Origin of the sequence: Synechococcus sp. MW101C3 (genome assembly GCF_002252635.1) — a bacterium.
GTDB lineage: Bacteria > Cyanobacteriota > Cyanobacteriia > PCC-6307 > Cyanobiaceae > MW101C3.
In genome coordinates, this window is record NZ_NQKX01000006.1 from 14,764 (window position 1) to 36,323 (window position 21,560).

General features: G+C 67.8%; 22 protein-coding genes. 9 read left to right on the forward strand and 13 right to left on the reverse strand.

What is annotated here, in order from left to right:
* The first annotated feature begins 79 nt into the window (after window positions 1–79).
* Window positions 80–313, forward strand: a complete 234-nt coding sequence (locus tag CJZ80_RS08340; RefSeq protein WP_094512438.1) for a hypothetical protein — start codon at window positions 80–82, stop codon at window positions 311–313.
* A gap of 114 nt (window positions 314–427) precedes the next feature.
* On the opposite strand, the gene CJZ80_RS08345 is transcribed toward CJZ80_RS08340, so the two are convergent.
* The 3 genes from CJZ80_RS08345 to CJZ80_RS08355 all read right to left on the reverse strand — a co-directional run bounded on the left by CJZ80_RS08345 (window position 428) and on the right by CJZ80_RS08355 (window position 3,299).
* Complete coding sequence (locus tag CJZ80_RS08345; protein WP_094512441.1) at window positions 428–673, reverse strand: hypothetical protein; 246 nt, start codon at window positions 671–673, stop codon at window positions 428–430.
* A 34-nt stretch (window positions 674–707) separates the two neighbouring features.
* Entirely contained in the window at window positions 708–2,771 is a 2,064-nt protein-coding gene (locus tag CJZ80_RS08350; protein WP_233132924.1) for a glycosyltransferase, read from the reverse strand.
* 234 nt (window positions 2,772–3,005) lie between these two features.
* Window positions 3,006–3,299: a hypothetical protein gene (locus CJZ80_RS08355; RefSeq protein WP_261346545.1), complete on the reverse strand. Its 294-nt coding sequence runs from the start codon at window positions 3,297–3,299 to the stop codon at window positions 3,006–3,008.
* Between the two features lie 220 nt (window positions 3,300–3,519).
* Between CJZ80_RS08355 and CJZ80_RS08360 the strand changes: the two genes are divergently transcribed.
* On the forward strand, window positions 3,520–3,852 hold the full coding sequence (locus CJZ80_RS08360) for a hypothetical protein (protein ID WP_094512444.1): 333 nt from the start codon (window positions 3,520–3,522) through the stop codon (window positions 3,850–3,852).
* 72 nt (window positions 3,853–3,924) lie between these two features.
* On the opposite strand, the gene CJZ80_RS08365 is transcribed toward CJZ80_RS08360, so the two are convergent.
* The 8 genes from CJZ80_RS08365 to CJZ80_RS08400 are packed head-to-tail and all read right to left on the reverse strand — an operon-like array spanning window position 3,925 to window position 10,567.
* Window positions 3,925–5,082: an anhydro-N-acetylmuramic acid kinase gene (locus CJZ80_RS08365; RefSeq protein ID WP_094512447.1), complete on the reverse strand. Its 1,158-nt coding sequence runs from the start codon at window positions 5,080–5,082 to the stop codon at window positions 3,925–3,927.
* 4 nt (window positions 5,083–5,086) lie between these two features.
* A complete protein-coding gene (locus CJZ80_RS08370) occupies window positions 5,087–5,791 on the reverse strand; it encodes a TrkA family potassium uptake protein (RefSeq protein WP_094512450.1) in 705 nt (234 codons plus the stop codon).
* Between the two features lie 43 nt (window positions 5,792–5,834).
* The gene (locus CJZ80_RS08375; RefSeq protein WP_094512454.1) at window positions 5,835–6,017 is read right to left on the reverse strand and encodes a hypothetical protein; all 183 of its coding nucleotides are present in this window, start codon (window positions 6,015–6,017) and stop codon (window positions 5,835–5,837) included.
* A complete protein-coding gene (locus CJZ80_RS08380; RefSeq protein ID WP_094512457.1) occupies window positions 5,999–6,274 on the reverse strand; it encodes a hypothetical protein in 276 nt (91 codons plus the stop codon). Before CJZ80_RS08380 ends, CJZ80_RS08375 begins: the two co-directional genes overlap by 19 nt.
* The gene (locus CJZ80_RS08385) at window positions 6,271–6,906 is read right to left on the reverse strand and encodes a peroxiredoxin (RefSeq protein WP_094512461.1); all 636 of its coding nucleotides are present in this window, start codon (window positions 6,904–6,906) and stop codon (window positions 6,271–6,273) included. Before CJZ80_RS08385 ends, CJZ80_RS08380 begins: the two co-directional genes overlap by 4 nt.
* A gap of 44 nt (window positions 6,907–6,950) precedes the next feature.
* Entirely contained in the window at window positions 6,951–8,570 is a 1,620-nt protein-coding gene (gene hflX, locus CJZ80_RS08390) for a GTPase HflX (RefSeq protein WP_233132925.1), read from the reverse strand.
* Between the two features lie 36 nt (window positions 8,571–8,606).
* Window positions 8,607–9,269, reverse strand: coding sequence for an HAD-IA family hydrolase (locus CJZ80_RS08395; protein WP_261346547.1), 663 nt, complete (start codon window positions 9,267–9,269; stop codon window positions 8,607–8,609).
* On the reverse strand, window positions 9,266–10,567 hold the full coding sequence (locus CJZ80_RS08400; RefSeq protein WP_094512472.1) for an NAD(P)/FAD-dependent oxidoreductase: 1,302 nt from the start codon (window positions 10,565–10,567) through the stop codon (window positions 9,266–9,268). The genes CJZ80_RS08395 and CJZ80_RS08400 overlap by 4 nt, the downstream gene beginning before the upstream one ends.
* 77 nt (window positions 10,568–10,644) lie before the next feature.
* Here CJZ80_RS08400 and CJZ80_RS08405 point away from each other — a divergent pair, with 77 nt between their 5' ends.
* On the forward strand, window positions 10,645–11,394 hold the full coding sequence (locus CJZ80_RS08405; protein WP_233132926.1) for a phosphoadenylyl-sulfate reductase: 750 nt from the start codon (window positions 10,645–10,647) through the stop codon (window positions 11,392–11,394).
* The gene (locus CJZ80_RS08410; protein ID WP_233132927.1) at window positions 11,395–12,225 is read left to right on the forward strand and encodes a type III pantothenate kinase; all 831 of its coding nucleotides are present in this window, start codon (window positions 11,395–11,397) and stop codon (window positions 12,223–12,225) included.
* Here the strand turns inward: CJZ80_RS08410 and bcp are convergent.
* On the reverse strand, window positions 12,191–12,670 hold the full coding sequence (bcp, locus tag CJZ80_RS08415) for a thioredoxin-dependent thiol peroxidase (RefSeq protein ID WP_094512786.1): 480 nt from the start codon (window positions 12,668–12,670) through the stop codon (window positions 12,191–12,193). The genes CJZ80_RS08410 and bcp overlap by 35 nt on opposite strands.
* A gap of 68 nt (window positions 12,671–12,738) precedes the next feature.
* Between bcp and CJZ80_RS08420 the strand changes: the two genes are divergently transcribed.
* Both CJZ80_RS08420 and CJZ80_RS08425 read left to right on the forward strand, forming a co-directional pair.
* Complete coding sequence (locus tag CJZ80_RS08420; protein WP_094512480.1) at window positions 12,739–13,263, forward strand: hypothetical protein; 525 nt, start codon at window positions 12,739–12,741, stop codon at window positions 13,261–13,263.
* 170 nt (window positions 13,264–13,433) lie between these two features.
* Window positions 13,434–14,117, forward strand: coding sequence for an alpha/beta hydrolase (locus CJZ80_RS08425; RefSeq protein WP_233132928.1), 684 nt, complete (start codon window positions 13,434–13,436; stop codon window positions 14,115–14,117).
* A gap of 17 nt (window positions 14,118–14,134) precedes the next feature.
* On the opposite strand, the gene CJZ80_RS08430 is transcribed toward CJZ80_RS08425, so the two are convergent.
* Window positions 14,135–16,402: an AAA family ATPase gene (locus CJZ80_RS08430; protein ID WP_094512485.1), complete on the reverse strand. Its 2,268-nt coding sequence runs from the start codon at window positions 16,400–16,402 to the stop codon at window positions 14,135–14,137.
* A 92-nt stretch (window positions 16,403–16,494) separates the two neighbouring features.
* Between CJZ80_RS08430 and CJZ80_RS08435 the strand changes: the two genes are divergently transcribed.
* Genes CJZ80_RS08435 through CJZ80_RS08445 form a run of 3 tightly spaced genes read left to right on the forward strand, consistent with a single transcriptional unit; the run spans window position 16,495 to window position 21,303 of the window.
* Entirely contained in the window at window positions 16,495–17,601 is a 1,107-nt protein-coding gene (locus tag CJZ80_RS08435; protein WP_233132929.1) for an efflux RND transporter periplasmic adaptor subunit, read from the forward strand.
* Between the two features lie 10 nt (window positions 17,602–17,611).
* On the forward strand, window positions 17,612–21,019 hold the full coding sequence (locus CJZ80_RS08440; protein WP_094512492.1) for an efflux RND transporter permease subunit: 3,408 nt from the start codon (window positions 17,612–17,614) through the stop codon (window positions 21,017–21,019).
* A complete protein-coding gene (locus CJZ80_RS08445) occupies window positions 21,019–21,303 on the forward strand; it encodes a hypothetical protein (protein ID WP_094512495.1) in 285 nt (94 codons plus the stop codon). The genes CJZ80_RS08440 and CJZ80_RS08445 overlap by 1 nt, the downstream gene beginning before the upstream one ends.
* Window positions 21,304–21,560 lie beyond the last annotated feature (257 nt).

Sequence of the window (21,560 nt, forward strand, 5' to 3'; positions counted from 1 at the left end):
GCCTGTGCCCGCCTGGAACCGTATCGGCACACTGGAGGGAGGAGAAAGGCGCCGCGATGATGACCCACCGGCTGGAGCCATGGTGAAACGACTGGAGCAAGTGGCGGCGCTGGTGGTGGCCGCCGGTCTGGCACTGGTGAGCTACTGGCTGTTCTTCAGCTGGTCGCAGGGTGGCCGCTCCGATCGCCTGGCTCCGCGCAGCCTGACGCCCATGCCGGAAGGAACGGGAACCGAGCTGGCGCGCCCCCAAGGAACAGCCGCGCCGTTAGCAGGGGGCAACCTGCCGCTGCCAGCGGACCGCACACACCCCTGAGCTGGCGCACCTCCCTCTTCATCAGACGTGCGCCAAGGGGCTTGCGCAGAGCCACGCCGGCCGGGTTACGTAGAGCTCGCTGGCCTGGCCTGAGCAGATAGCTGCGCACCTCGATCAGAGCCCGCCGCGCGCCTTGACCAGCCACTGCCGCGTGCCTTCATCGTGGCTGGCCAGATGCTCCTTCACCTGCTCAGCGGTGACGGGCAGATTCCATTGCGCGCCCAGTTCCACGATCCGCTGCAAGGTGCCCTTCGGGTCTTGCAGCGCCTGGCGGAACAGCAACTGGGTGAGCTCGTGGTCTTGCTGGATGCGGGCGTACAGCTCGGCAACGGGGGTTGGAGCAGCGCTGGAATCTGTCATGGAAACGGATGGGAGCCGTTGATCTGGTTCGACGTTATGGGTGGCTGGTGAGTGGGGCGAGAGATTGTGTGGTGTTGATGGACTTCGGCACCAGGCTGCGGCGGAAGGGGCGTGCCTCCCGCGGTGCCCGCAGCAGCTGGGAGAACAGCACCGCCAGCGCCTTCCACTCCGGCGGAGCCTGACGCTGCGGCCAGCTGCCCGGGGTGCAGTACAGAAACTGAATGAGCGCGTTGTGGCTGTCCCAGCTGAGCGCCTCCCAGGCCAGTGCCACGTTCCGTTCGCGTTTGGCCAGGCAGCTGGCCGGCAGGGGCGCCGGCAGGCCAGGCAGCTGCAGGGTGGCCTCGCTGAACGGCGGCAGGTCGGCGGTGAGGCGGCCTTCCAACCCCCGCTCGCTGATGGCTTCGAGCTGGAGCGTGCAGGTGATCCCCTCCGCCCGCAGCTGGACCGGCAGGTGGAGCGCCAGCCAGGGGGTGGGATCGAGACAGGGGGGATCGATGCAGCAGCGCAACGCCACCAGCAGGGCAAAGGTGTTGAGGCCGCCCCAGAACAGCCCCACCCAGTGGGTGGTGGGAGCCAGCGGGCCCGCCTGCAGCTGCAGCAGCACGGCGCCGAGGTTGGCGAGGTTGACCACCAGCAGCACGAGCAGCGGCAACATCAACGACCAGGCGCCTCCGCCGTGCTGGCGCAGGCGGTGCTTGGGCGTGATCGTGAAGCCTCCGCCCGGCATCACCAGGCTGCGCAGCACGGTGATCGCCAGTGGCACCGCCAACAGCCAGCTCATCAGCTCCGGCAGCAGGGCATGGCGGGAGCCGCGGGTGAGCCAGCCCACCAGGGCCAGTTGGCTGCAGAGCACGGGCAGGGCGTAAACGAGAAACTGCTCGAGCGTCATGCGGATCGGCAGGATGCCGAGCAGCCCCACACACAACGGCATCAGCAGCAGGATCAGCCGGGGCAGGTTGTTGAACCAGTGCAGCAGCCCCTCGCTGTAGGAGAAGCGCTGCTGGGCCGAGAGCCCCCGCAGCCGCAGCGGATTGGCGTTCAGGCGCAGGGTCTGCAGGGTGCCGGTGCACCAGCGCAAGCGCTGCTGGACGAAATCGGCCATCGTTTCCGCCGCCAGACCAGCGCTGAGCTTCTCCGGCAGGTACACGAGGCGATGGCCGCGGGCGGTGAGCTCCAGGCCGGCCACGAAATCCTCGGAGAGCGCCCCCGGGTTGAACCCACCGATGGCCGCCAGCGCCGAACGCCGCACCACGAAGGAGGTGCCGGCACAGACGACGGCGGCATTGCCATCCCGCACCGGCTGGATCCAGCGGTAGAAGCTCTCCTCATCGGGCAGCAGCCAGCGCTCCATCGCCAGGTTGCGCATCAACGGATCGGCGTTGATGAAGGTCTGGGGGGTTTGCACCAGCGCCACATCCGCCTCCAGAAAGAAGCCGAGCGTGCGCTCGAGAAAGTGGGTCTGCGGGATGAAGTCGGCATCGAACACCGCCACCAGTTCCGCATGGCTGTGGCTGAGACCGAAATTCAGATTGCCCGCCTTGGCGCCGCGGCGATCGAGGCGGCTGAGGTAAGTGCAACCGAGGCGGTTGGCGAGCTCTTCCACCTCAGCGCGGCCGCTGTCGTCGAGCACGAACACGCGCTTGTGGGGATAACGCATCGCCGTCACGCCCACCAGACAGCGCCGCAACACCGCCAGCGGCTCGCCGCAGGTGGGAATCAGCACATCCACCGGCGGCTGCCAGGTTCCGGTGCGGAAACAGGCTTCGAGTCGATCGGCCTGCCGCTCCCGTGGCGGAATCGCGCGCCAGCTGAGCAGGATCTGCATCATGCCGGTGCCCAGCAGGAAGGCTTCGCAGCCCAGCAGCACCAGGGAGAGGGTGAGCGCCAGCGCTGATGAGGTGTTGAGGCTGAAGCCCACCCGCCACACCAGGTAACGCAGCACCAGAAACAGCAGCAGCGCCACCGCCAATCGGCGCGCCGCCAGCGGACGCAGGGCTTCAGGCCGGTGGGTGAGCCAGCGGGCCGCCGCCAGCACCAACAGCACCGGCAGCAGGGCGGGGGCCAGCGAGGCCGAAGGAATCAGAGGGAAGGCGTCCAAGGTGGGGTCGGCGTTCCCTGAATACCGTCCCAACACCTTGCCGGATGCATTCCTGCGCCGTGGAAATCGCCGGCCGGGCCTGTGACAGGGTGCGTCTGAGCGTTGCTTGGCCAGCGGGACAGGGGCGCTCGCCTCTGGCGCGTTGGTGTTCTGGGTTGCGCTCAGGCGAGTGGCGCTCAGCCGGGTTCAGGCTGGCACAAGGGGTGGGTAGGCCACGCCGCGCAGCCGCTCGCTTCAGGCCGCGCAGGGCGAGTCGAGCTCCTCCTGTTCGGATGCGGAGGCATCTTCCATGGTGCGGGCGTCGAGGCAGAGCACCTTGCGCAGTTGGGCGTAGTTGGAGGCCTGGGATTTGTGGCCCTCCTGGGCTGCGGCGAACTCCGCGCGCTGAAGAACGTGGTGCAGATGGGTGAGCAGATACGTGCTGATCACGGCGGACACGAGCACGTCACTTTTCTCGGCGCCACGGCCCGATCGATCGCTGCGGCCGGCGGCGCGGGCTGCAGTGCTGGCGGCAGCCTGGGCTGGCAGTTTGCTGGCGGCGCGCCTGGCGGGCTTCGAGGCTGCCACCTGGCTTGCCTTGGTGTCGCCGGGGGTGGTGGGTCCGTCCGTGGCCCGGGTCACAGCTTTCGTCATGGCTTTGGTCATGGCTTGGGGGCGGCGCATGCGCAGAGCTCCACAAGCATACGGCTGGATACTATCCCTGTGCACCTCTGTACACTCGTGTGTAGAGCAAGCGCACCCTGGGGCCGTGGCCACCCGTCAGACCTCCGCCAGCGGCCGCCCCAAGTCACCTCGCATTCAGGTGGTGCTGCCTGAAGAACTCTGTGAACGGCTCGCCGCGGTGGCGGAGGCGGAGTCGCGCACGGTCAGCAACATGGCCAAGGTGCTCATCCAGCAGGGCCTGGATCGTCTCGATCAGCCGCCGCCCGAGCTGCCGCCGGAACGGCCGCGCGATGCCCGCAGTCAGCGCCAGTTGCGCACCGATCAGTTCCGCCAAGCCCTGGAGCGGCAGCAACGCAATGGACCAGGTCGTCTGCGGGGGGCGCCGCGGCGCCTACGGCTCTACCGGCCGGCGAGCTGAACGGCTTTCTGGTCCGCCGGTTGACCGCGGCTTGGGCTGGCCGGTGCCTGCGGCGGCGGCAGTGGCGGGCGCTCAGGTGGTGGGAGTTGCGCGTACGCCCAGCACTGCGCTGCGGGAGGCCCCGGTGACGGAAGGCAGGGAACCGGGATGGCGGTGGTGGTGCCACCAGGCCAGCAGCGCGAAACCCAGCGCTTCCCGCTGGGCCGGCTCCACCCCCAGCTCCGACAGGGGCCTCACCATCACGCCGCGGCAGCGCTGGCGGAGCTCACGCACCAGCGTGCCGTTGTGGGCGCCGCCGCCGGCCAGTACCAGCTCCACTGGCCGGGTGCCCCGCTCCAGGTCCTGAGCGACAACCGCCGCACTGAAGGCGGTGAGGGTGGCAAGTGCATCTGCCTGCTGGGTGGCAAGTCCTGAGTTCCCGGGTTCGGCTGCCAGGGCGAGTTCCTGCAGGCGGCGGCGCAGATCCTCCTGGCCGAACAGTTCGCGGCCGGTGGACTTCGGCGGTGGCAAGTGGAAATAGTCGTCCTGCAGCCAACGGGCGATCAAGGCGTTCTGCACCTTGCCGCGGGCAGCCCAGGCGCCATCGCGGTCGTAGCCGAGGCGGCCATCACTGAACTGCGCCACCGCAAGGTCGATCAGAGTGTTGGCCGGGCCGCAGTCCCAGCCCGTCACCGGGGCCTGCCGCTCCGGGCCACTGGCCGGCGGCAGCAAGGTGAGATTGGCGATGCCACCGAGGTTGAGCACCGCCCGCCAGCCGCCGATGCGTGGCAGCAACGCGGCATCGGCGGCTGGCACCAGTGGCGCGCCATGCCCGCCGAGTGCCAGGTCATGGGCGCGCAGATCAAACACCACCGGCGTGTGCAACAGCTGGGCCAGCAGGGGGCCCTGCAGGAGTTGCCAGCTGGCACCGCGACCTTCGGGTGTGGGCGGGCGATGCCAGAGGGTCTGGCCATGGCAGCCCACCAGCTCCGCCTCGCCGGCAGGATCGCAGCTGCGGGCGGCGCGCGCCTGTTCGACGGTGACCGCCTCCGCCAGATCCAATAGCGCGGCGGCGGTGTGTGGCTCCCCCTGACCCACCGCCACCAACTGGGAGCGCAGCGGCTCGAGGTAGGGGGTCGAGGTGCTGTGCAAGACACGCCAACGGGGATGGTCGCGAGGACCTTCAAAGCTGGCCAGCACGGCGTCGATGCCATCGGCGCTTGTGCCGCTCATCAGGCCCAGAACCTTCATCGGCTCAATGGGAGGGAAGGGCCTCGAGCGCCTCGCTGCTGCCCATCACCACCAGCAGTTCGTCCTCGTTGAGCACGTGGGAGGCCGGCGGGTTCACGGTGAGGTGGTTCTGGGGACCGGCCGCCAGCACGCTGACGTCGTGGTTCTTGCGCAGGTTCAGATCGCGCAACGAGCGACCCACGAACGCCGACGGCACCTTGATCTCCTCGATGCTGTTGCGGTCGTCGAGACGCAGCCGCTCCAGCAAGTTGGGCCGCACCAACTCCATGCCGAGCCGGGTGCCCTGCATCTTCGAAGGGAACACCACCCGATCGGCGCCGACCCGCCGGAGCATCTTTTCGTGCAGATCGCTGGTGGCCCGCGCGATCACCTGGCGCACGCGGCTGCCGGGAGCATCCTTGACGATCAAGGTGGCGGTGATGCTCGCCTCGATCGGCTCACTGATCGCCACCACCACCGTGCCCACATCAAGGGCGCCAGCTGCGCGCAGCGCTTCCTCATCGGTGCAGTCCACGACCCGCGCCTCGATGGCCGGGTCCACCTGGCGCATTTCATCGATCGCCCGCTGGGAGTTGTCGATGGCCAGCACCTCCGCATCGAAGCGGAGCAACTCCTTGCAGACGGCACTGCCGAAGCGGCCCACGCCGATCACGGCGAAGCTTCTCGATACCGTGTCGCTGCCACCTTGCCACTGCCACCACTGGGTCATGAGCGGTGCAATGGCAGGGGATACAGGGAAAGGCGCATGACGATCAGAGGGAGAGCTCTTCGCGGGGATAGCCCACACGATTGTGGGTCCTGTTGGGGTAGAGGGAGGAGAGCAGCAGCAGAATCCCCACCCGGCCCACAAGCATGCCCACCATCAGCACCAACTGCCCCCAGCGGTTGAACTGGGCGGTGACGCCCACATCGAGCCTCACGGCGTCGAAGGCCAAGCACCGGGGCCATGGCCACCACGCACAGCACGAAGCAGGGCGAATGTGGTGGTTGTGGTGCCGACACCGATGATCGACAGCTGCATGACCGTGATCACCGAGGTGACGGTGAACAACCCTTCCCACCAGCACACGTCGTCGTTGGAGCAGAACGGGCTGGCCATCACCACGGCGCCCACGGTCACCACCAGCATCCCTGTCACCAGGGTGAACTGCGGAACGATGAGACGGTGCTGCCAGCCCGATCGTGTGATCACGTGTTGGGCTGGGGGGTCATGCGCAGGTAGGGCTTGACCTCAGTGACGCCTTTGGGGAACTTGGCCCGGGCGTCTTCGGTGGAGATCGAGGGAACCACGACGCAGTCGTCGCCCTGCTGCCAGTTCACCGGTGTGGCCACCTGGTGGTGATCGGTGAGCTGCAGGGAATCGATCACCCGGAGGATTTCATGGAAGTTCCGGCCCGTGCTGGCGGGATAGGTGATCTGCAGACGCAGTTTCTTGCTGGGATCGATGATGAACACCGAACGCACGGTGAGGTTGTTCAGCGCCTTCGGGTGGATCATCCCGTACAGATCGCTCACTGATTTGTCCGCATCCGCCAGGATCGGATAATCAACGATCGTGCACTGGGTTTCATTGATGTCGCCGATCCAGCCTTTGTGGCTCTCGGCGGAATCAACGCTCAGGGCAATCGTCTTGACATTGCGCTTCTCCCACTCCGGGCGCAGGCGGGCCACTTCACCCAGCTCCGTGGTGCACACGGGGGTGTAGTCAGCCGGGTGGGAAAACAGCACGACCCAGCTGTCGCCGGCGAAGTCGTAGAGGTTGATCGGACCCAGCTGGGAGTCCTGGGTGAAATCGGGGACGGTGTCACCGAGTTGAAGAGGCATGGCAGGGGGGATGAGACATGGTTGATCGTGCCATAGCCCTGCGGTCAGCTGACCCGGGTGATCATCCAGTTACGCAGTCCCTCCAGGCCGAAGTTTGCGGTCGCTGACACAAACAGCATGGTGGGGTGCAAGGTGCGGGCCAGCTCCAGCGCCTGCGCGTCGCAGCGGTCGATCTGGTTGCCCACCATCTGACGCGGCGCGGTGCTGCCGAGGGTGTCGAGCAGGGCGTTCACCGCTTCGAGCTGCTGCGGCCAGGCCGGGTCCGAAAGATCGACCACCACCAGCAGCTGATCAGCGTCGAGGGTTTCCTCCAGCGTCGAGCGGAACGCCTCCACCAGGGGCGGCGGGAGGGCGCGGATGAAGCCGACCGTGTCAGTGATCAACAGCCGCACCAGCCCCCCTTGCCCATCCGGCAGGTCAAGCCGCCGCGTGGTGGGATCGAGGGTGGCGAACAGCTTGTTCTCGGCCAGCACCTCCTCCCCCGCCACCGGGCGGGTGAGGGCATTGAGCAGGGAGCTCTTGCCGGCATTGGTGTAGCCCACCAGGGCCAGCCGCCTGACGCCCTGGCGTCCCTCGCGCAGGCGCGCCCGGTGCTCCCCCAGCCGCTGAACCTCCCGCTGCAGGCGGTCGAGGCGTCGGGCAATGGCCCGCCGGTCTTTTTCCAGCTGGGTTTCCCCCGGGCCCCGGGTGCCGATGCCACCCCCCTGACGCGAGAGGCTCTGGCCGCGGCCGCTGAGCCGCGGCAGCCGGTAGCGCAGCTGGGCCAGTTCCACCTGCAGACGCCCGGCGCCGCTGGCGGCCCGCTGGGCAAAGATGTCGAGAATCAGTTCGGTGCGGTCGCTGATCGGCAGGTCCAGCAGCCGCTCCAGGTTGCGGGCCTGCACCGGCGTCAGGTCCCGATCGGTCACCACCAGGGTGGCTCCCAGTCGGCGGGCCTCCAGGGCCGCCTCGCGCAGTTTCCCTTCCCCCCACAGCGTCTGGGGCGCCGCTTGCTGGCGCTTCTGCTGGATCAAGCCCACCGGCAGCGCGCCGGCGCTGCGCACCAGCCCTTCGAGCTCGGCGATGTCGCGCTGGCTGGCGGCACCGTCCTCACCGATCAGGGCCAGCAACAGCACCCGCTCGGGCCCAGCCTGGGGCGCCGGCCCCGGGGCGTCGTTGGCGGCCTCCGCGGGCAATGGCGAGTCAGCGGCCTCGCAGAGCTCGGCCAGGTCGGCCTCTCGGTACAGGGCCCAGGGGCGCCCCTCCTCCTGGCTGATGGTGTAGGACGCTGCCGCCCAGCGCCCCCCCGCGGCGGCCTTGTCGGGGTAGCGCAGCCACACCAGCGGCTCCAGATCGAGCCCCACCAGCGCTTCGCTGGCCAGCGGCTCCAGGCCGGGCTTGCGGCCCACGCAGGTGATCAGGCGCAGGTCGCTCCCCTGGCGCCGCTCGCTGCCGGGCAGTCGCTCGATCAGCCGGCCCGATTGCTCCAGTGGCCCCACCCACAGCAGGCGGGTGAGGCCGCGGCCGTCCACCACCAGGCTCAGCGGCAGCTCCAGCTCACGGGCCTCGGCGGCCAGCCGTTGCAGGCAGAGCAGTTCCGCGCCTCCCCCTTCCGGGTGCCGGCGGTGAGACAGCCGCTCCAGGCGGCGTTTCTGGGCGGGGCGCAGACCGCTGACACGCCCCATCAGCACAGCTTGTTTCAACGGCGCGGGTGCATCGGGTCAGGGGCGTTGGATCCGCAGGCAACGCACACCGGTGGCAGCCGCCCCTTCAGCATCCTCGGGGCTGTCCCCCACATGCCACACCTCAGCGGCCTCAAGGCCGAGGGCCGTCAGCGCCAGCCGGAAGGGCAGGGGATCGGGTTTGGCGGCCCCGGCCGCGCTGGACACGATCACCGCCTGAAGATGTTCCGCCAGGCCCAGCCCGCTGAGCAGCCCGTTCAGACGCCCGTCGAAATTGCTCACCACCGCCAGCCGGAGGCCCACGGCCGCCCAGTGTTCAAGCGCGGGAGCCACCCCGGGGAGCACCCGCCACAAAGCAGGATCAGCAAAGCGGAGATACAGCTCCTCCTGCAGGGCGCCAGGGGCGGGCGCGCCGCTGCCAGCGCCCTGCAGGGCAGCATCGATGCGTGCGCCCCACCACTGTCGCTCGGCCCGTTCCAGTTCCTGCTGTTGCAGACCCGGAAAGGCCAGGGGCGGGGCCTGGCGCAGCACGGCCGGAAAGACCTGGTCGATCGCGGCAGCGCTCAGCGTGATTCCATGCCCGGCGGCGGCGGCGGCATAGGTGGTGCCCACCGATTCCCGCAGGCCGATCAGGGTGCCCATCGCATCGAGCAGCAGCCCCTTCGGGGCCGGCCAGGCGTCCGTGGCAGCGGCGGCGATCAGGGTCGGGGCGGCGGCGTGCGGGCGGGTTCGCCGGCGCCGAACAGGGGGCGGCCCAGGTCGGAAAGCCAGCCGGCGGCCACGCGCAGCTGATGGGGGAGCCCCGGCAGACGGCCCAGGTAGGTGAGCTGGCGGAGGCGGTAGGCGGCGGATCCGGCCAGGGTGAGGCCCAGCCCGGTGAGGCTGGCCTCGCCGATGCCAAGGCTGATCATCTCGCCGAGATCGTTCCAACGGAATGGGCTGGTGGGTTCGCCGGCCAGGCTGCGAATCAGGTTGTCGGCCAGCACGTCGGCCTGCTGGAAGGCCACCTGGGCCGTGCCGGCCAGGGGCTCACCATCGGCATCGGCCGCATGGGCCACATCGCCGAGGGCAAACAGGTGGGGATGGTGCACCAACGACAGATCGGGGTGGCAAAGCAGACGGCCGCGGCGGTCGGTGGCCGCGGTGGGCGTGATCGCCGGCGCCGCCGCTGTCACCCCGGCGGTCCAGACCACGCCATCGACGCTGAGATGCTCCGTGTTGGCGGCGCCCCCGCCCGCCGGTTCGTGTCGCAGCGTGACCCCGCCCGCCTCCACGGCTTCCACCCGGGTGTGGGTGCGCAGGCGCACATCGCGGCGCAGCAGGGCGGCGCGGGCCTGCTCCCGGTTGAAGGCTCGCGCCTCAGGCAACAGCTCGGCGCCCTGCTCCACCAGTTCCAGCACGGCGTGGCCGTGCAGCAGGTCGGCAAGCTTGCAGGCCAGCTCCACTCCGCTGGCCCCGGCCCCCACGATCGCCAGACGCTGCAGGGGGCGCTGCTGCGCCTGGAGTTGTTGTACCAGCGCCTGAAGGCGCTCCACATCCGCCAGGCAGCGGAACTGCAGGGCGTGGTCGTGCACGCCGGGGATGCCGAAATCATTGCTGCGGCTACCGGTGGCCACCACCAGCCGGGAGTAGGGAAGGCAGCGGCCCTGCGCGGTGGTGACGGTGCCGCTGGCGGCGTCGATGCTCACCACCCGGTCGCGCAGCCAGGCGATGCCGCGGCTGGCCAGCAGGCTGGCGTAGGGCGGCGCCACCTCCCAGGCACGCAGCTCATCGGAGAGCAGCTCGTAGAGGAGCGGCAGAAAAACGAACCGCTCGTTCGGCTCCACCAGCACCACAGGCGGAGGGTCACGCCGGGCAGCCAGGGCGAGCGCCGTGTAGAGGCCACCGAAGCCGCCCCCGACGATCACCACCGGATGGGGGGGCTCCCACGAGGACGTGGTGCCCGCACCGGCTTCGGCTGGATTGGGGAAGGGGGTGCGGTCCCCGCTGGTCTCCGCCATGGGTACGGCGTCTCGGTTGTGGCGTTGGCTACCCGAACCCTAACCAGAGCGTTTCATCACAGGAGATGATGGCGTTCATGGCCGCCACCATCTCCCCCACCCTTCCCACCGACCGCCAGGGCCTGCCACTCGACGCCGAGGCCGCAGGGGCGGTACTGGAAAGCCTCACTCCCCCGCATCAGCTGCGCTGGGGAACGGACACCTTCGGGGATCGCTTCGCCGTGATCACCAGCTTTGGCATTCAGTCTGCGGTGCTGTTGCACATGGCCGCCGCCCACGATCCCGCTCTGCCGGTGATCTGGGTCGACACGGGCTATCTCCCCCCCGAGACCTACCGCTATGCAGAGCAGCTCACGGATCTGCTGTCGCTCAATCTGCACGTGGCCCAAGCCGAGCTCAGCCCGGCCCGTATGGAGGCGCTGCATGGCCGGCTGTGGGCCACAGGCGATGCCGATGATCTGGATCTGTACCACCGCCTCCGCAAGGTGGAACCACTCGATCGCGCGTTCGACACGATCGGCGTGGCCTGCTGGGCCAGCGGGGTGCGTGGCGTACAGACTGACCACCGCGCCTCAATGCTGCCGCTCCAACCGGTGCGGGGCCGCTGGTCGCTTCGACCGCTGCTGAACTGGACCAACCGGGACGTCTACTACTACCTGCAGAACAACGGCCTCCCCCAGCACCCGCTCTTCGAACAGGGGTACTCCACTGTGGGCGACTGGCACTCCAGCGGCCCCGACGACGGTAGTGGCCGCGCCACCCGCTTCGGTGGCCTGCATCAGGAATGCGGCATCCATCTCTCCGGTGTGATGGGCGAGGGCATCTAGGTGGTGGGGCTCGCCGGCGGCACTCCGGGCCGCGCGGCGAGCCTGGTGCTGCTGATCGGCAACACTCACTGGCACTGGGGGCGGCGCGAACCGGCCTCGGAGCCTGATGAACTGGCAGGCCTCCGCTGCTGGAGCACGCGGCCGCCCCAGCGCCTGGAGCCAGCAGACCGCGACCTGCTGGTGGCCTGGGCCGCCGTGGGCCCCTTGCCGCCGGAGCTGGCCTTGCCGCTGCGGCACAGGTGCACGCTTGATGCCGTGCCCCTGCTGGGCATGCCGGCCTGGCTTGGCATCGATCGGGCTCTGGCGGGCTGGGGAGCCTGGCAGCGTCAGCAGGCGCGTCTGGCGCCTCAAGGGCGCCTGGGGGGTGAGGGCCAAAGCGATGGCCGTGATGGCGCGGTGCTGGTGGCCGATGCCGGCACGGCGCTGAGCCTCACCCGGGTGGCCGGAAGCGGCGCCTTTGCGGGCGGACGGCTGCTGGCTGGCGCCGGTCTGCAGCTGGCGGCGCTGGCCGGGGCTACGGCTCTGTTGCCGCAACAGGGTCTCCCGGATCCGGCCACGCCCCTCGACCTCTGGCCCAGCGTCACTGGAGCTGCCATGGCCAGCGGTTGCCTGTGGGGGCTGGCCCATGCGATCGCCGGGGCCTGCCGGCAACACGATCCGGAGCCGCCGCCGGGCCTGTGGCTCACCGGCGGCGATGGCCCCCGGCTGGCCCCGCTGCTGCAGGAGCTGGGTCAGCCGTTCGAGCTCGTGCCCGACCTGGCGCTGGAGGCGCTGGACGCGCTGAGCGCTGCCCGGCTCAGGCGGCTGGGGCGCTCAGGCCCAGATCGATGAGCACCTGCTCCGCCATTTCCTCGGCTTTCACCTTGCGGTAGATCTTCTCGAGGGTGCCATCGGGGGCCACCACGAAGCTGTGGCGCATCATCCCCATGTATTCCTTGCCCATGAACTTCTTCAGTCCATAGCTCTCGTAGGCGGTGGCCACCGGACAGGGTTCCGCATCCGTGAGCAGGGTGAAGGGGAGCTCGTATTTGCTGATGAACTTGCCGTGGCTGGCGGCCCCGTCCTTGCTGATGCCCAGCACCTTGATGCCATGGGCTTCGAACTGGCTCCACAGATCGCGGAAGCCGCAGGCTTCCTTGGTGCAGCCCGGGGTGTCATCCTTCGGATAGAAGTAGATCACCACGCGCTGGCCCTTCAGAGCGGAGAGCTGCACCGGATGGCCTTCCTGATCCGGCAGGGTGAACTCAGGCGCGGGATCACCGATCTCAAGGGTCATGAAGCTGTCCAAAGCTGGGCTGTCTGGAGCCTAGGGGCGGCTAGGGTCCGCCCACTTCCTGGCCGCTCATGGCCCCCGTCGTGCGCCTCGGTCTGATCGGATTCCTGGCGGTGCTCGGCCTGGCCGGCCTCACCCAGATGCGCCTGCACCCCCCCCTGGCCAGCCGTACCGATGCGGACACGGCGGGTCTGCTGGCGCGGCTGGAGACCCAGGAAGCCCTGCTCGGGCAGCGCCAACAGGTGTCGCTCTTGCTGAACCGTTTCGTGGGCGCGGAGATCACCCGCTACTTCTGGGGCGGCTTCACCCCTTACCTCGATGTGCTCGGCATCGAGATTCCCGCCACCATGACGGCCGATGTGGTCTTCAACCAGGACCGGGTTCAGCTGGTGCTCACCCCGACCGGTGGCGATGAGATCTACCTTGCCCGGGTGGAGGCCGTCGAGAATGCCCCCCGCGGTGCCGTCTGCCGTGGATCCCGGCCGGCGCCTGATCCCGAGGCCTTCCCCAGCCAGGACAACCGGCTCCTGTGTCCCGCCGGCTGGGTGGCCCTACCGGCCGTTCGCCCCGCCACCGCAGGGGCGGTGCGGTCTTGAACCCCTGGTGAGCGGCCTGCCGGTCATGCCCCACGCTGATGAGGTTCCGCTGCAGAGGCGCCGCATCCCTAGCACCTGACGCGCTTGGGTCTTCATGTTCGACCGATGACGAGTTGTTGGCAGATGCAACCGGGCTGATTAGGTTCGGATTGTTGTTCCAGAACTGATCCGTGCTGAAGCGTCTTGCCGCTGGCCTCCTGATGGGGTCGGCTCTCGTGGCCTCCACCCTGCCGGCCTCCGCCGCTGTTGATAACGACCTCCCCGTGCGCTGGAACACCGGCGGTGCCGTTTGGTCCACCCCCATGGGCGCTTTCGGCACCTTCCTAGAAACCGGCGAAATCACCGACCGTGGCTTGGCTGGTGGCCTCAATCTTTCCGGCTGGACGGCCGCCGAAGTGCGCGACGGTCTCTCCAAGTCGTACAGCGTCGACCTGGTCGGCGTCACCCGTTTCCTCTATTCCGATGAGGGCGTGAAGTTCCTCAAGAATCAGAGCCGCAGCTATTTCCCTTACTGGACGATGAGCACCTACGCCGTGCAGGGTCTGCGCAGCGCGATCATCGCCGATGCCAAGGACGGCCAGATTTCCTCGGCCGGAATCATGGCGGCGCTGCCGGTGGATTACCGCCTGGCTGATACCTGCGGCACCTACGACGGCAAGCAGAACATCTGCGCCGAAGGCAAGTGCAAGGAAGGTTCCGCCCAGTGCACCTCCCTGCTGTCCTGGTACGTCTTCCTGCCGGCCTGCATCCAGGCCAACCAGATGGGCGATCCCGTGGCCAAGGTTCAAAACTTCCAGGCTCCTGTGGTTGCCCCTGCCGCCGCCGACCCCATGCCCATCCGCGGCCTCTGGTGAACCCTCGCGGTTCAGCCTTACCGCCCCGGGATTCCCGGGGCTTTTTTCATGGCCACCAGCAGGGTGTGCTGCAAGGCCTGTGCCAGCTCTGCCCCTTCCAGATCGGCGCTGAGCTGCTCCAGCCGCCCGGTGGAGCTGCTGCCGAGGGCGGCGCTCAGCTGGCGCCCATAGCTCGCCCCCTCGCCGAACCAGCGCTGACGCAAACCGGCGGAGAGCGTCACGCTGAGCGGTTCGCGCCACTGCTCCGCTGCCACGCGCCAGCCCCGCGCCTCAAGGCCCTGTTGCAGGGCGTCCGCGCCGGGGCCGTTGGCCAGTTCGCCGCTCTCCCAGGCAGCCGCCTGCTGCAGGAGGGTGGCCAGCTCCCGGGGCATGGATCGCTGCCGTTGCCGCACCAGCTCAGTGAGGGCTCCTGCTGGACCGATCAGCGGCAGGCTCTGCAGCAACCGGATCTGGGCCTGGGGCGCCGCCAGCTCGTCGATGCGATCCAGCCAGGCCGCCAGGCCTGACGGCCCCAGCTCCTGAAAAGGAGAGCGGCCCACGATCCACTCGAAGCGCTCCCCCGGCTCCAGAGTCGCGATCAGCGCCTCGGGCTGATCACTGGGAACGCACAGCAGCCGCGGGCGTCGCAGCTGATCCAGCACCTGCAGCTGGGCCTCCAGCCGGCCCCGTTCCGCCTCTGCCGCCACCGTGATCACCACGCCTCCTTCCGGCGTGGCGTCGAGCGGATCCAGGCTCCACAGCAGCGAGCGCGCATTCAACACCAGGCAGCGGTCCTGCCGCTGCCACCGCACCCCCTGCCAGAAGCGCTGCCGCAGCCGCTCGAGGCGCTGGCCCTCACTGCCGATCTGGCGCCGTAGCCAACGTTGCAGAGCCGGATCCTCCGGGCCAGTGGTGAGCAGGATCCCCTGCTCGAGATCGGCTTCGGCCGCGGCCGCCAGCTGGGCAGCCCGACGCCGCTGCAGGCCCGCTCCGAGCCCTCCCTCCCAGCCCAGGGCACCCGGCTTCCAGAACACCTCCCCCTGCAGGGCACCGGGCAGATATTGCTGGGCCACCCAGTGCTCCGCGTAGGCGTGGGGGTAGCGGTAGCCCACCCCGTCGCCGAAGGCCTTGCCATCGCGGTTGGCATCCCGCAGGTGGGAGGGCACCTCCTGGCGGCTGGTGGCACGCACGCTCTTGAGCGCATCGAAGAACCCCAGCACGCTGTTGCTCTTTTCGGTGGAGGCCAGGTAGAGCGCCGCCTGGGCCAGGGGGTAGAGCCCTTCGGGCAGGCCCACCCGCTCGTAGGCGGCGGCGCAGGCCTCCACCACCACCACGGCCTGCGGGTCCGCCAGCCCCACGTCCTCACCGGCGGCGATCAGCATGCGGCGGAAGATGAAGCGGGGGTTTTCGCCTGCCTCCACCATGCGGGCCAGCCAGAACAGGGCGGCATCGGGATCGGAGCCCCGCAGTGACTTGATGAAGGCACTGATCGTGTCGAAGTGGGCATCGCCCTGCTTGTCGTAGAGCACGGCCCGCTGCTGAATCGACTCTTCGGCGATCGCCAGATCGATGCGGATCACCCCATCGGCGCCGGGGTCTGTGGTTTCCACCGCCAGTTCCAGGGCATTGAGCAGGCTGCGGGCATCGCCGCCGGCCACATCCAGCAGGTGGGCGCTGGCGTCGGCATCGATCTGGATCGGCCGCCCGCCATAGCCGTGCTCCACATCCGCCAGCGCCCTCTCCAGTAAGCGGCGCAGATCCCCAGGTTCGAGCGGTTGCAGGCGGAACAGGCGGGAGCGGCTCACCAGTGCCTTGTTCACCTCGAAGAACGGGTTTTCCGTGGTGGCGCCGATCAGGGTGATCGTGCCGTTCTCGACCCAGGGCAACAGGGCGTCCTGCTGGGCAGCGTTGAAGCGGTGCACCTCATCGATGAACAGGAAGCTGCGCAGACCGTGCCGACCCAGCCGTTCACGCGCGGCCTCCACCTCGGCCCGCAGCTCCTTCACCCCCGCCAGCACCGCGTTCAGGCTGGCGAAGTGGGAGCGGGTGGTCCCGGCGATGATGCGGGCGAGTGTGGTCTTCCCCACACCAGGTGGCCCGTGCAGGATCAGGTTGCCCACCCGGTCGGCGGCGATGGCGCGGCGCAGCAGGCGCCCCGGGCCGAGGATCGCCTCCTGGCCGACGAAGTCATCAAGCCCGCGCGGCCGCATGCGGTCGGCCAGCGGGGCGATCTGCTGGCGCTGGCGCGCAGCTTCGAAGTCGAACAGATCGGTCACACCCTTCTGGTTCGCCGCAATCCTCGGCATGCTGACCCGGTGGGTGACAATCCTGCGACCCACCCCGGCGCAGTGCATTGACGCGTGGGTCCTTCAGAATCCCCCCAACCAGAGCCTGCTGCGTGATTCTTCCTCTCCGCTCCATGTCAGTTGGAACGGGTGTGTCTCTGGCGGCCGCCCTGCTGGCACTCTCGGGTTGTGGAAGCGGCCCGCCAGCGCCGCAGCAGCGCCAGGTGCAGGTGTCCACCCAGCCGGTGGCGCTGGGTCGCTTCAGCAACGATGTCGACACGATCAGCACCCTGGAGGCGATTGAGGAAGTGCAGCTGGCCGCCCAGACCGCCGGCCGCATCGAGCGCCTGTTCGTGCGTCAGGGCGATGTGGTGCGCCAGGGCCAGCTTCTGCTCGTGCTCGACCAGGCCCAGGTGCGCGCCGATGTGGCCAGCCTGATCGCGCAGCGCGACAAGGACCGGCTCAATTACGAGCGCTTTGAGTTCCTGGTGCGCCAGGGTGCCGCCAGCGCACTGCAGCGTGATCAGCTGCGCGCCGAATACATCCAGTCGCGCGAGGCGGTGGTGGCCCGACAGGCCGACCTCGCCTTCAACAACCTCACCGCGCCGATCGGGGGGGTGATCAGTGACCTGCAGGTGAAGCAGGGCGATGTGATCGCCGCCGGCGCGCCCTTCACCAAGGTGGTGCGCAACGACCGGCTGATGGCCCGCATCGATGTGCCGGGCGCCTTCAGCGACCGGGTGCGGCCCGGCCTGCCGGTGGTGCTGCAGGAGCCGCTGGGCGATCGGGTGCTGGCCAGGGGCGTGGTGGGATCGGTGGACCCGGCCGTCACCCCCGGCACCCAGGCGTTGCTGCTGAAGGCGGAGTTCCCCAATCCCAATGGTGCGTTGCGCACCGGTCTGCGGCTGCGCACCCGCGTACAGCTGGCGGCCGGCGATGTGCCCTCCGTGCCGTTCGTGGCGGTCACCCAATCGTCGGGTCAGAGCTTTGTGTTCGCGGTGGGAACCCTGCAGGATCTGGAGCGCAACCCCGGCAGGGCCGACCTGGAGGCGCTGCGCAAGTTGCCACCGGGCACCAGCTTCGCCTTGCAGGTGCCGGTGCAGCTCGGTGAGCTGCAGAACAACCGCTATCCGGTGCTCAAGGGCGTGGATCTCAACGATCGGGTGATCACAACCAACCTGCTCACCCTGCGTCACGGCACACCCGTGACGGTGAAGTAGGGAGCCGCCGATGTCTGCTTCCGACAATTTCATCACGCGGCCGGTTCTGACCACCGTCTGCAGCCTTCTGATCGTGATCGGCGGATTAATTGCGATTCCGCTGCTGCCGATCGAGAACCTCCCTGATATTGCTCCGCCCACCGTCACGGTTAATTCCAGTTACAACGGCGCCGATGCGGTGTCGGTGGAGGAGGGGGTCACCAATGTGCTGGAGCAGCAGATCAACGGGGTGGAGAACATGGAGTTCATCACCTCCTCCAGCTCCGCTTCGGGGGCCAGTTCCATCACCGTGTCGTTTGCCAGTGGCACCGACGGTGACATCAACCAGGTGAATGTGCAGAACCGGGTGTCTCAAGCCCAGCCCCAGTTGCCCGAAGAAGTGAGGCAGTCGGGGGTCTTGGTGAACAAAGCCTCCAACTCCATTCTGCTCGTTTATAACTTCGGCAGCGAGGATGCCGCCAATGCCTACAGCACGGAATTCATCAGTGGTCTGCTTGACCAGAACCTGATCGATGAGCTCAAACGGGTGCGTGGGGTGGGCAACATTGCCTACGCCGGTAACCGCAAGCTCGCCTTCCGTCTCTGGCTCGACCCCGACCGGCTGGCGGCCAACAAGCTGAGCTCGGCCGATGTGGTGAACGCGTTGCGCAGCCAGAGCCGTCTGGTGCCGGCCGGCCAGGTGGGCGGCGAGCCTTCACCGGAGGGCCAGCTGTTCACCTTCACCGTGCAACTGCAGGGCCGCCTGCGCAGCACCCAGGAATTCAGCAACCTGATTCTGCGCACCACCGATCAGGGCGGCCTGGTGCGTCTGCGAGATGTGGGCCGGGTGGAGCTGGGGGCGGAAAGCTACGACGCCAATGCCACTGACCTCAGGGCGACACCTTCTGTGGGCCTGCTGGTTTATCAGCTGGGCGGCAGCAATGCTCTGGAGGTGTCAGAGGCGGTGGAGAACGTGATCGAGAACTTCCGGCTCACGATTCCGCCGGGAATGAAGATCGAGAAGATCTACGACACCACCGATTTCATTAACGCGTCCATCAGAGGCGTCACCAACTCGCTGCGGGATGCGGTGGTGCTTGTGGTGCTGATCCTGTTCCTGTTTCTCCAGAACTGGAAAGCCACGCTCGTGCCCGGCATTGCCATTCCGGTGGCGCTGGTGGGTACCTTCCTGTTTGTGAAGGTGGCGGGCTTCTCGCTCAATCAGCTCACCCTGTTCGGCCTGGTGCTGGCCACAGGCCTGGTGGTGGATGACGCGATCACCGTGATCGAAGACACCTCCACCAAAAAGGGGCAGGGCATGACTGCCCTGGAGGCCGCCAAGAGCACGATGAACGAGCTGTTCGGCGCCGTGATTGCCACGTCGCTCGTGCTGTTTGCGGTGTTCCTCCCGGTGCTCTTCTTCCCGGGGGCCACCGGCACGATCTACCAGCAATTCGCCGCCACGATCATCTTTTCGGTGGCGATCTCCACCTTCAATGCGCTCACCTTTTCCCCCATGCTCTCGGCCCTGCTGCTGGCCAGGGAGGGGGATCCGCCAGGCCGCCGCGCTTACACGATCGCCGGCGGATCCATCGGCTTCATCTACGGCCTGCTGGTGAGTGGCCGCGGCGCTCTGCTGGTGATCGGTGTGGTAGTCGCGGGCCTGCTGCTGGGCTATCTGCTGAGTCTGATCACCCGGCTGCCACTCCGTCTGCCCATCACGATCGGCGCTGCCGTGGTGGGGCTGCTGATGGCCCGGGTGGAAGCGCCGATCACGGTGCTGGTGTTCACCGCGATCGGCGTGCTGGTGGGTTTCTTCCTCGGCCCGATCTTCAAGGGCTTCAACCGGGTCTACGCCTCCGGAGAAGCGTGGTACCAGCGGGCCCTGGGCTGGGTGCTCAGCCGCCGCGCTCTGATCATGGGAGTGCTGGTGGGGGGCGTGGTGCTTACGGGAGTGGCCTTCACCTCAATCCCCTCCGGCTTCGTGCCGATCGAAGACCAGGGCTATGCGATCGGTTTTGTGCAGGCCCCCGATGGCAGCTCCTCTCAGACCACCAGCAAGATCAATGATCAGGTGGCGGAGATCCTTCGCACCGAAAAAGACATCAGTACCGCCTTGCTCATCAGTGGCTTCAGCCTGGATGGCAATGCCCCCAACAAGGGCCTGTTCTTCTTCGGTACAAAGAACTGGGACGTACGTCCCAACCCCGATCAGGCCATGGAGGCGATCGTGGAGAGGCTGAACCGCAAGCTTTCGGTGATCAGTGGCGCTCGGATTTTCGTGGTGGAGCCCCCCGCGATCCCCGGCTACGGCACCTCCGGTGGTTTCGAGTTCCAGATGCTCGACCAGAGCGCCGGCGCCCTCACCCTGCCCGATTTCTTCGCCAGAGCCCAACAGCTGATCGCCAAGGCCACCGCCACCGGTGATTTTGGCCGGGTGTTCACCCAGTTCAGCCCTGAATCTCCGCAGCTGGAGGTGAGTGTCAACCGCGATCAGCTGGCGGCTCTCCAGGTGGATTACGGCCAGGCGATGCAGGCCTTCAGCTTCTATTTCGGTGGTGCCTACATCAACGACACCTTCCAGGAGGGCAAGATCCGGCGTGTCTATGTGCAGTCGGATGAGGCTTTCCGGGCCACGCCGCAGCAGCTCACCTCGCTGTTCGTCAACAATCTCAAGGGTGAACCCGTTCCGTTGGCAGAGGTGTTCACGGTGGAACCTGCCACCGGCCCTTCGGTGATCCCTCACTTCAACCTGTTCCGCTCGATCAAGGTGGAAGGCAGCCCGGCGCCGGGGCGCAGCTCCGGCCAGGCGATCACGGGCATTCAGGACCTGTTCAAGCAGATGGAGGTCAACGGGCTCGGCTTCGACTGGACCGGCCTCTCGCGCGAGGAGATCAAGGCCGGAGCGCTGGCTGTGGTGATCTTCGCTCTCGGCATCCTGGTGGTGTACCTGGTGTTGGCCGCCCAATATGAGAGCTACACCGATCCGATCATCATCCTGATGACCGTGCCCACCGCCATGCTCGGCGCTCTGGCGTTTCTGGCGGCCCGCGGCGAGGTGCTCAACATCTATGCCCAGGTAGGCCTGGTGATGCTGATCGGCCTGGCGGCCAAGAACGGCATCCTGATCGTGGATCTGGCCAACCAGCGCATGGCTGAGGGGGCCACGGCGATGGCGGCGGCGCGGGACGCGGCGGAATCCCGCCTGCGGCCGATCCTGATGACGGCCATCTCGTCTCTGTTTGGCTTTCTCCCCCTGGTGCTGGCCAATGGTGCCGGCGCCCGCAGCCAGGCCTCACTCGGCACCGTGGTGTTCGGTGGCCTCACGGTGGCCACGGTGTTGTCTCTGTTCGTGGTGCCTGTGTTTTACGTGGTGCTGAAGGGATTCGGCTCCGCTGAGGCTTCCAAGCCTGACCAGTTGCCCTCCGCTGCTCCCTGATGGCCTGTCCTCCCGAGCCCCTGCAAGGCCGCCGCATCGTTCTCGCCGGACTTGTGGGGGCCGTGCTCGGTCTTTCCGTCAGCCTCTTTCTTCAGGCCATCGTTGCCCATACACCGGTCACGGTGAGCTCCAGTGCTTTGGTGTGGTTCCGCATCCTGTTGGCCTCCTTCGGCAGCCTGGGTGGCATGGCGATTGAAACCGTGCGACAGCTGCAGGTCACTAACCCGGATCCCGCCTACCACAGGAAGGTTTACCGAACGGGCCGAAGCCGCGAACGGATCTGATCCTTCCGATCGGCACAGTGGGCATCGGTGCCACAAGGTTTACGCGGGTCTGTGATAGGCAATCGCTTTCGCTATCGCATTCCCACGCAACCCATCAACACGCAACGGAGTGGCGATGGGTGTAGACACCACAGCCGTTGTGCGCCAGCCTGGGGCGAACGCATGACCAGGCAGTTGCGGCCACCCACCACCGTTCTGGCGGCATCCTCTCTTCTCTCGCTGGTTGCTCTCATTGGCTGTGCTCCGGCCAAGCTTCC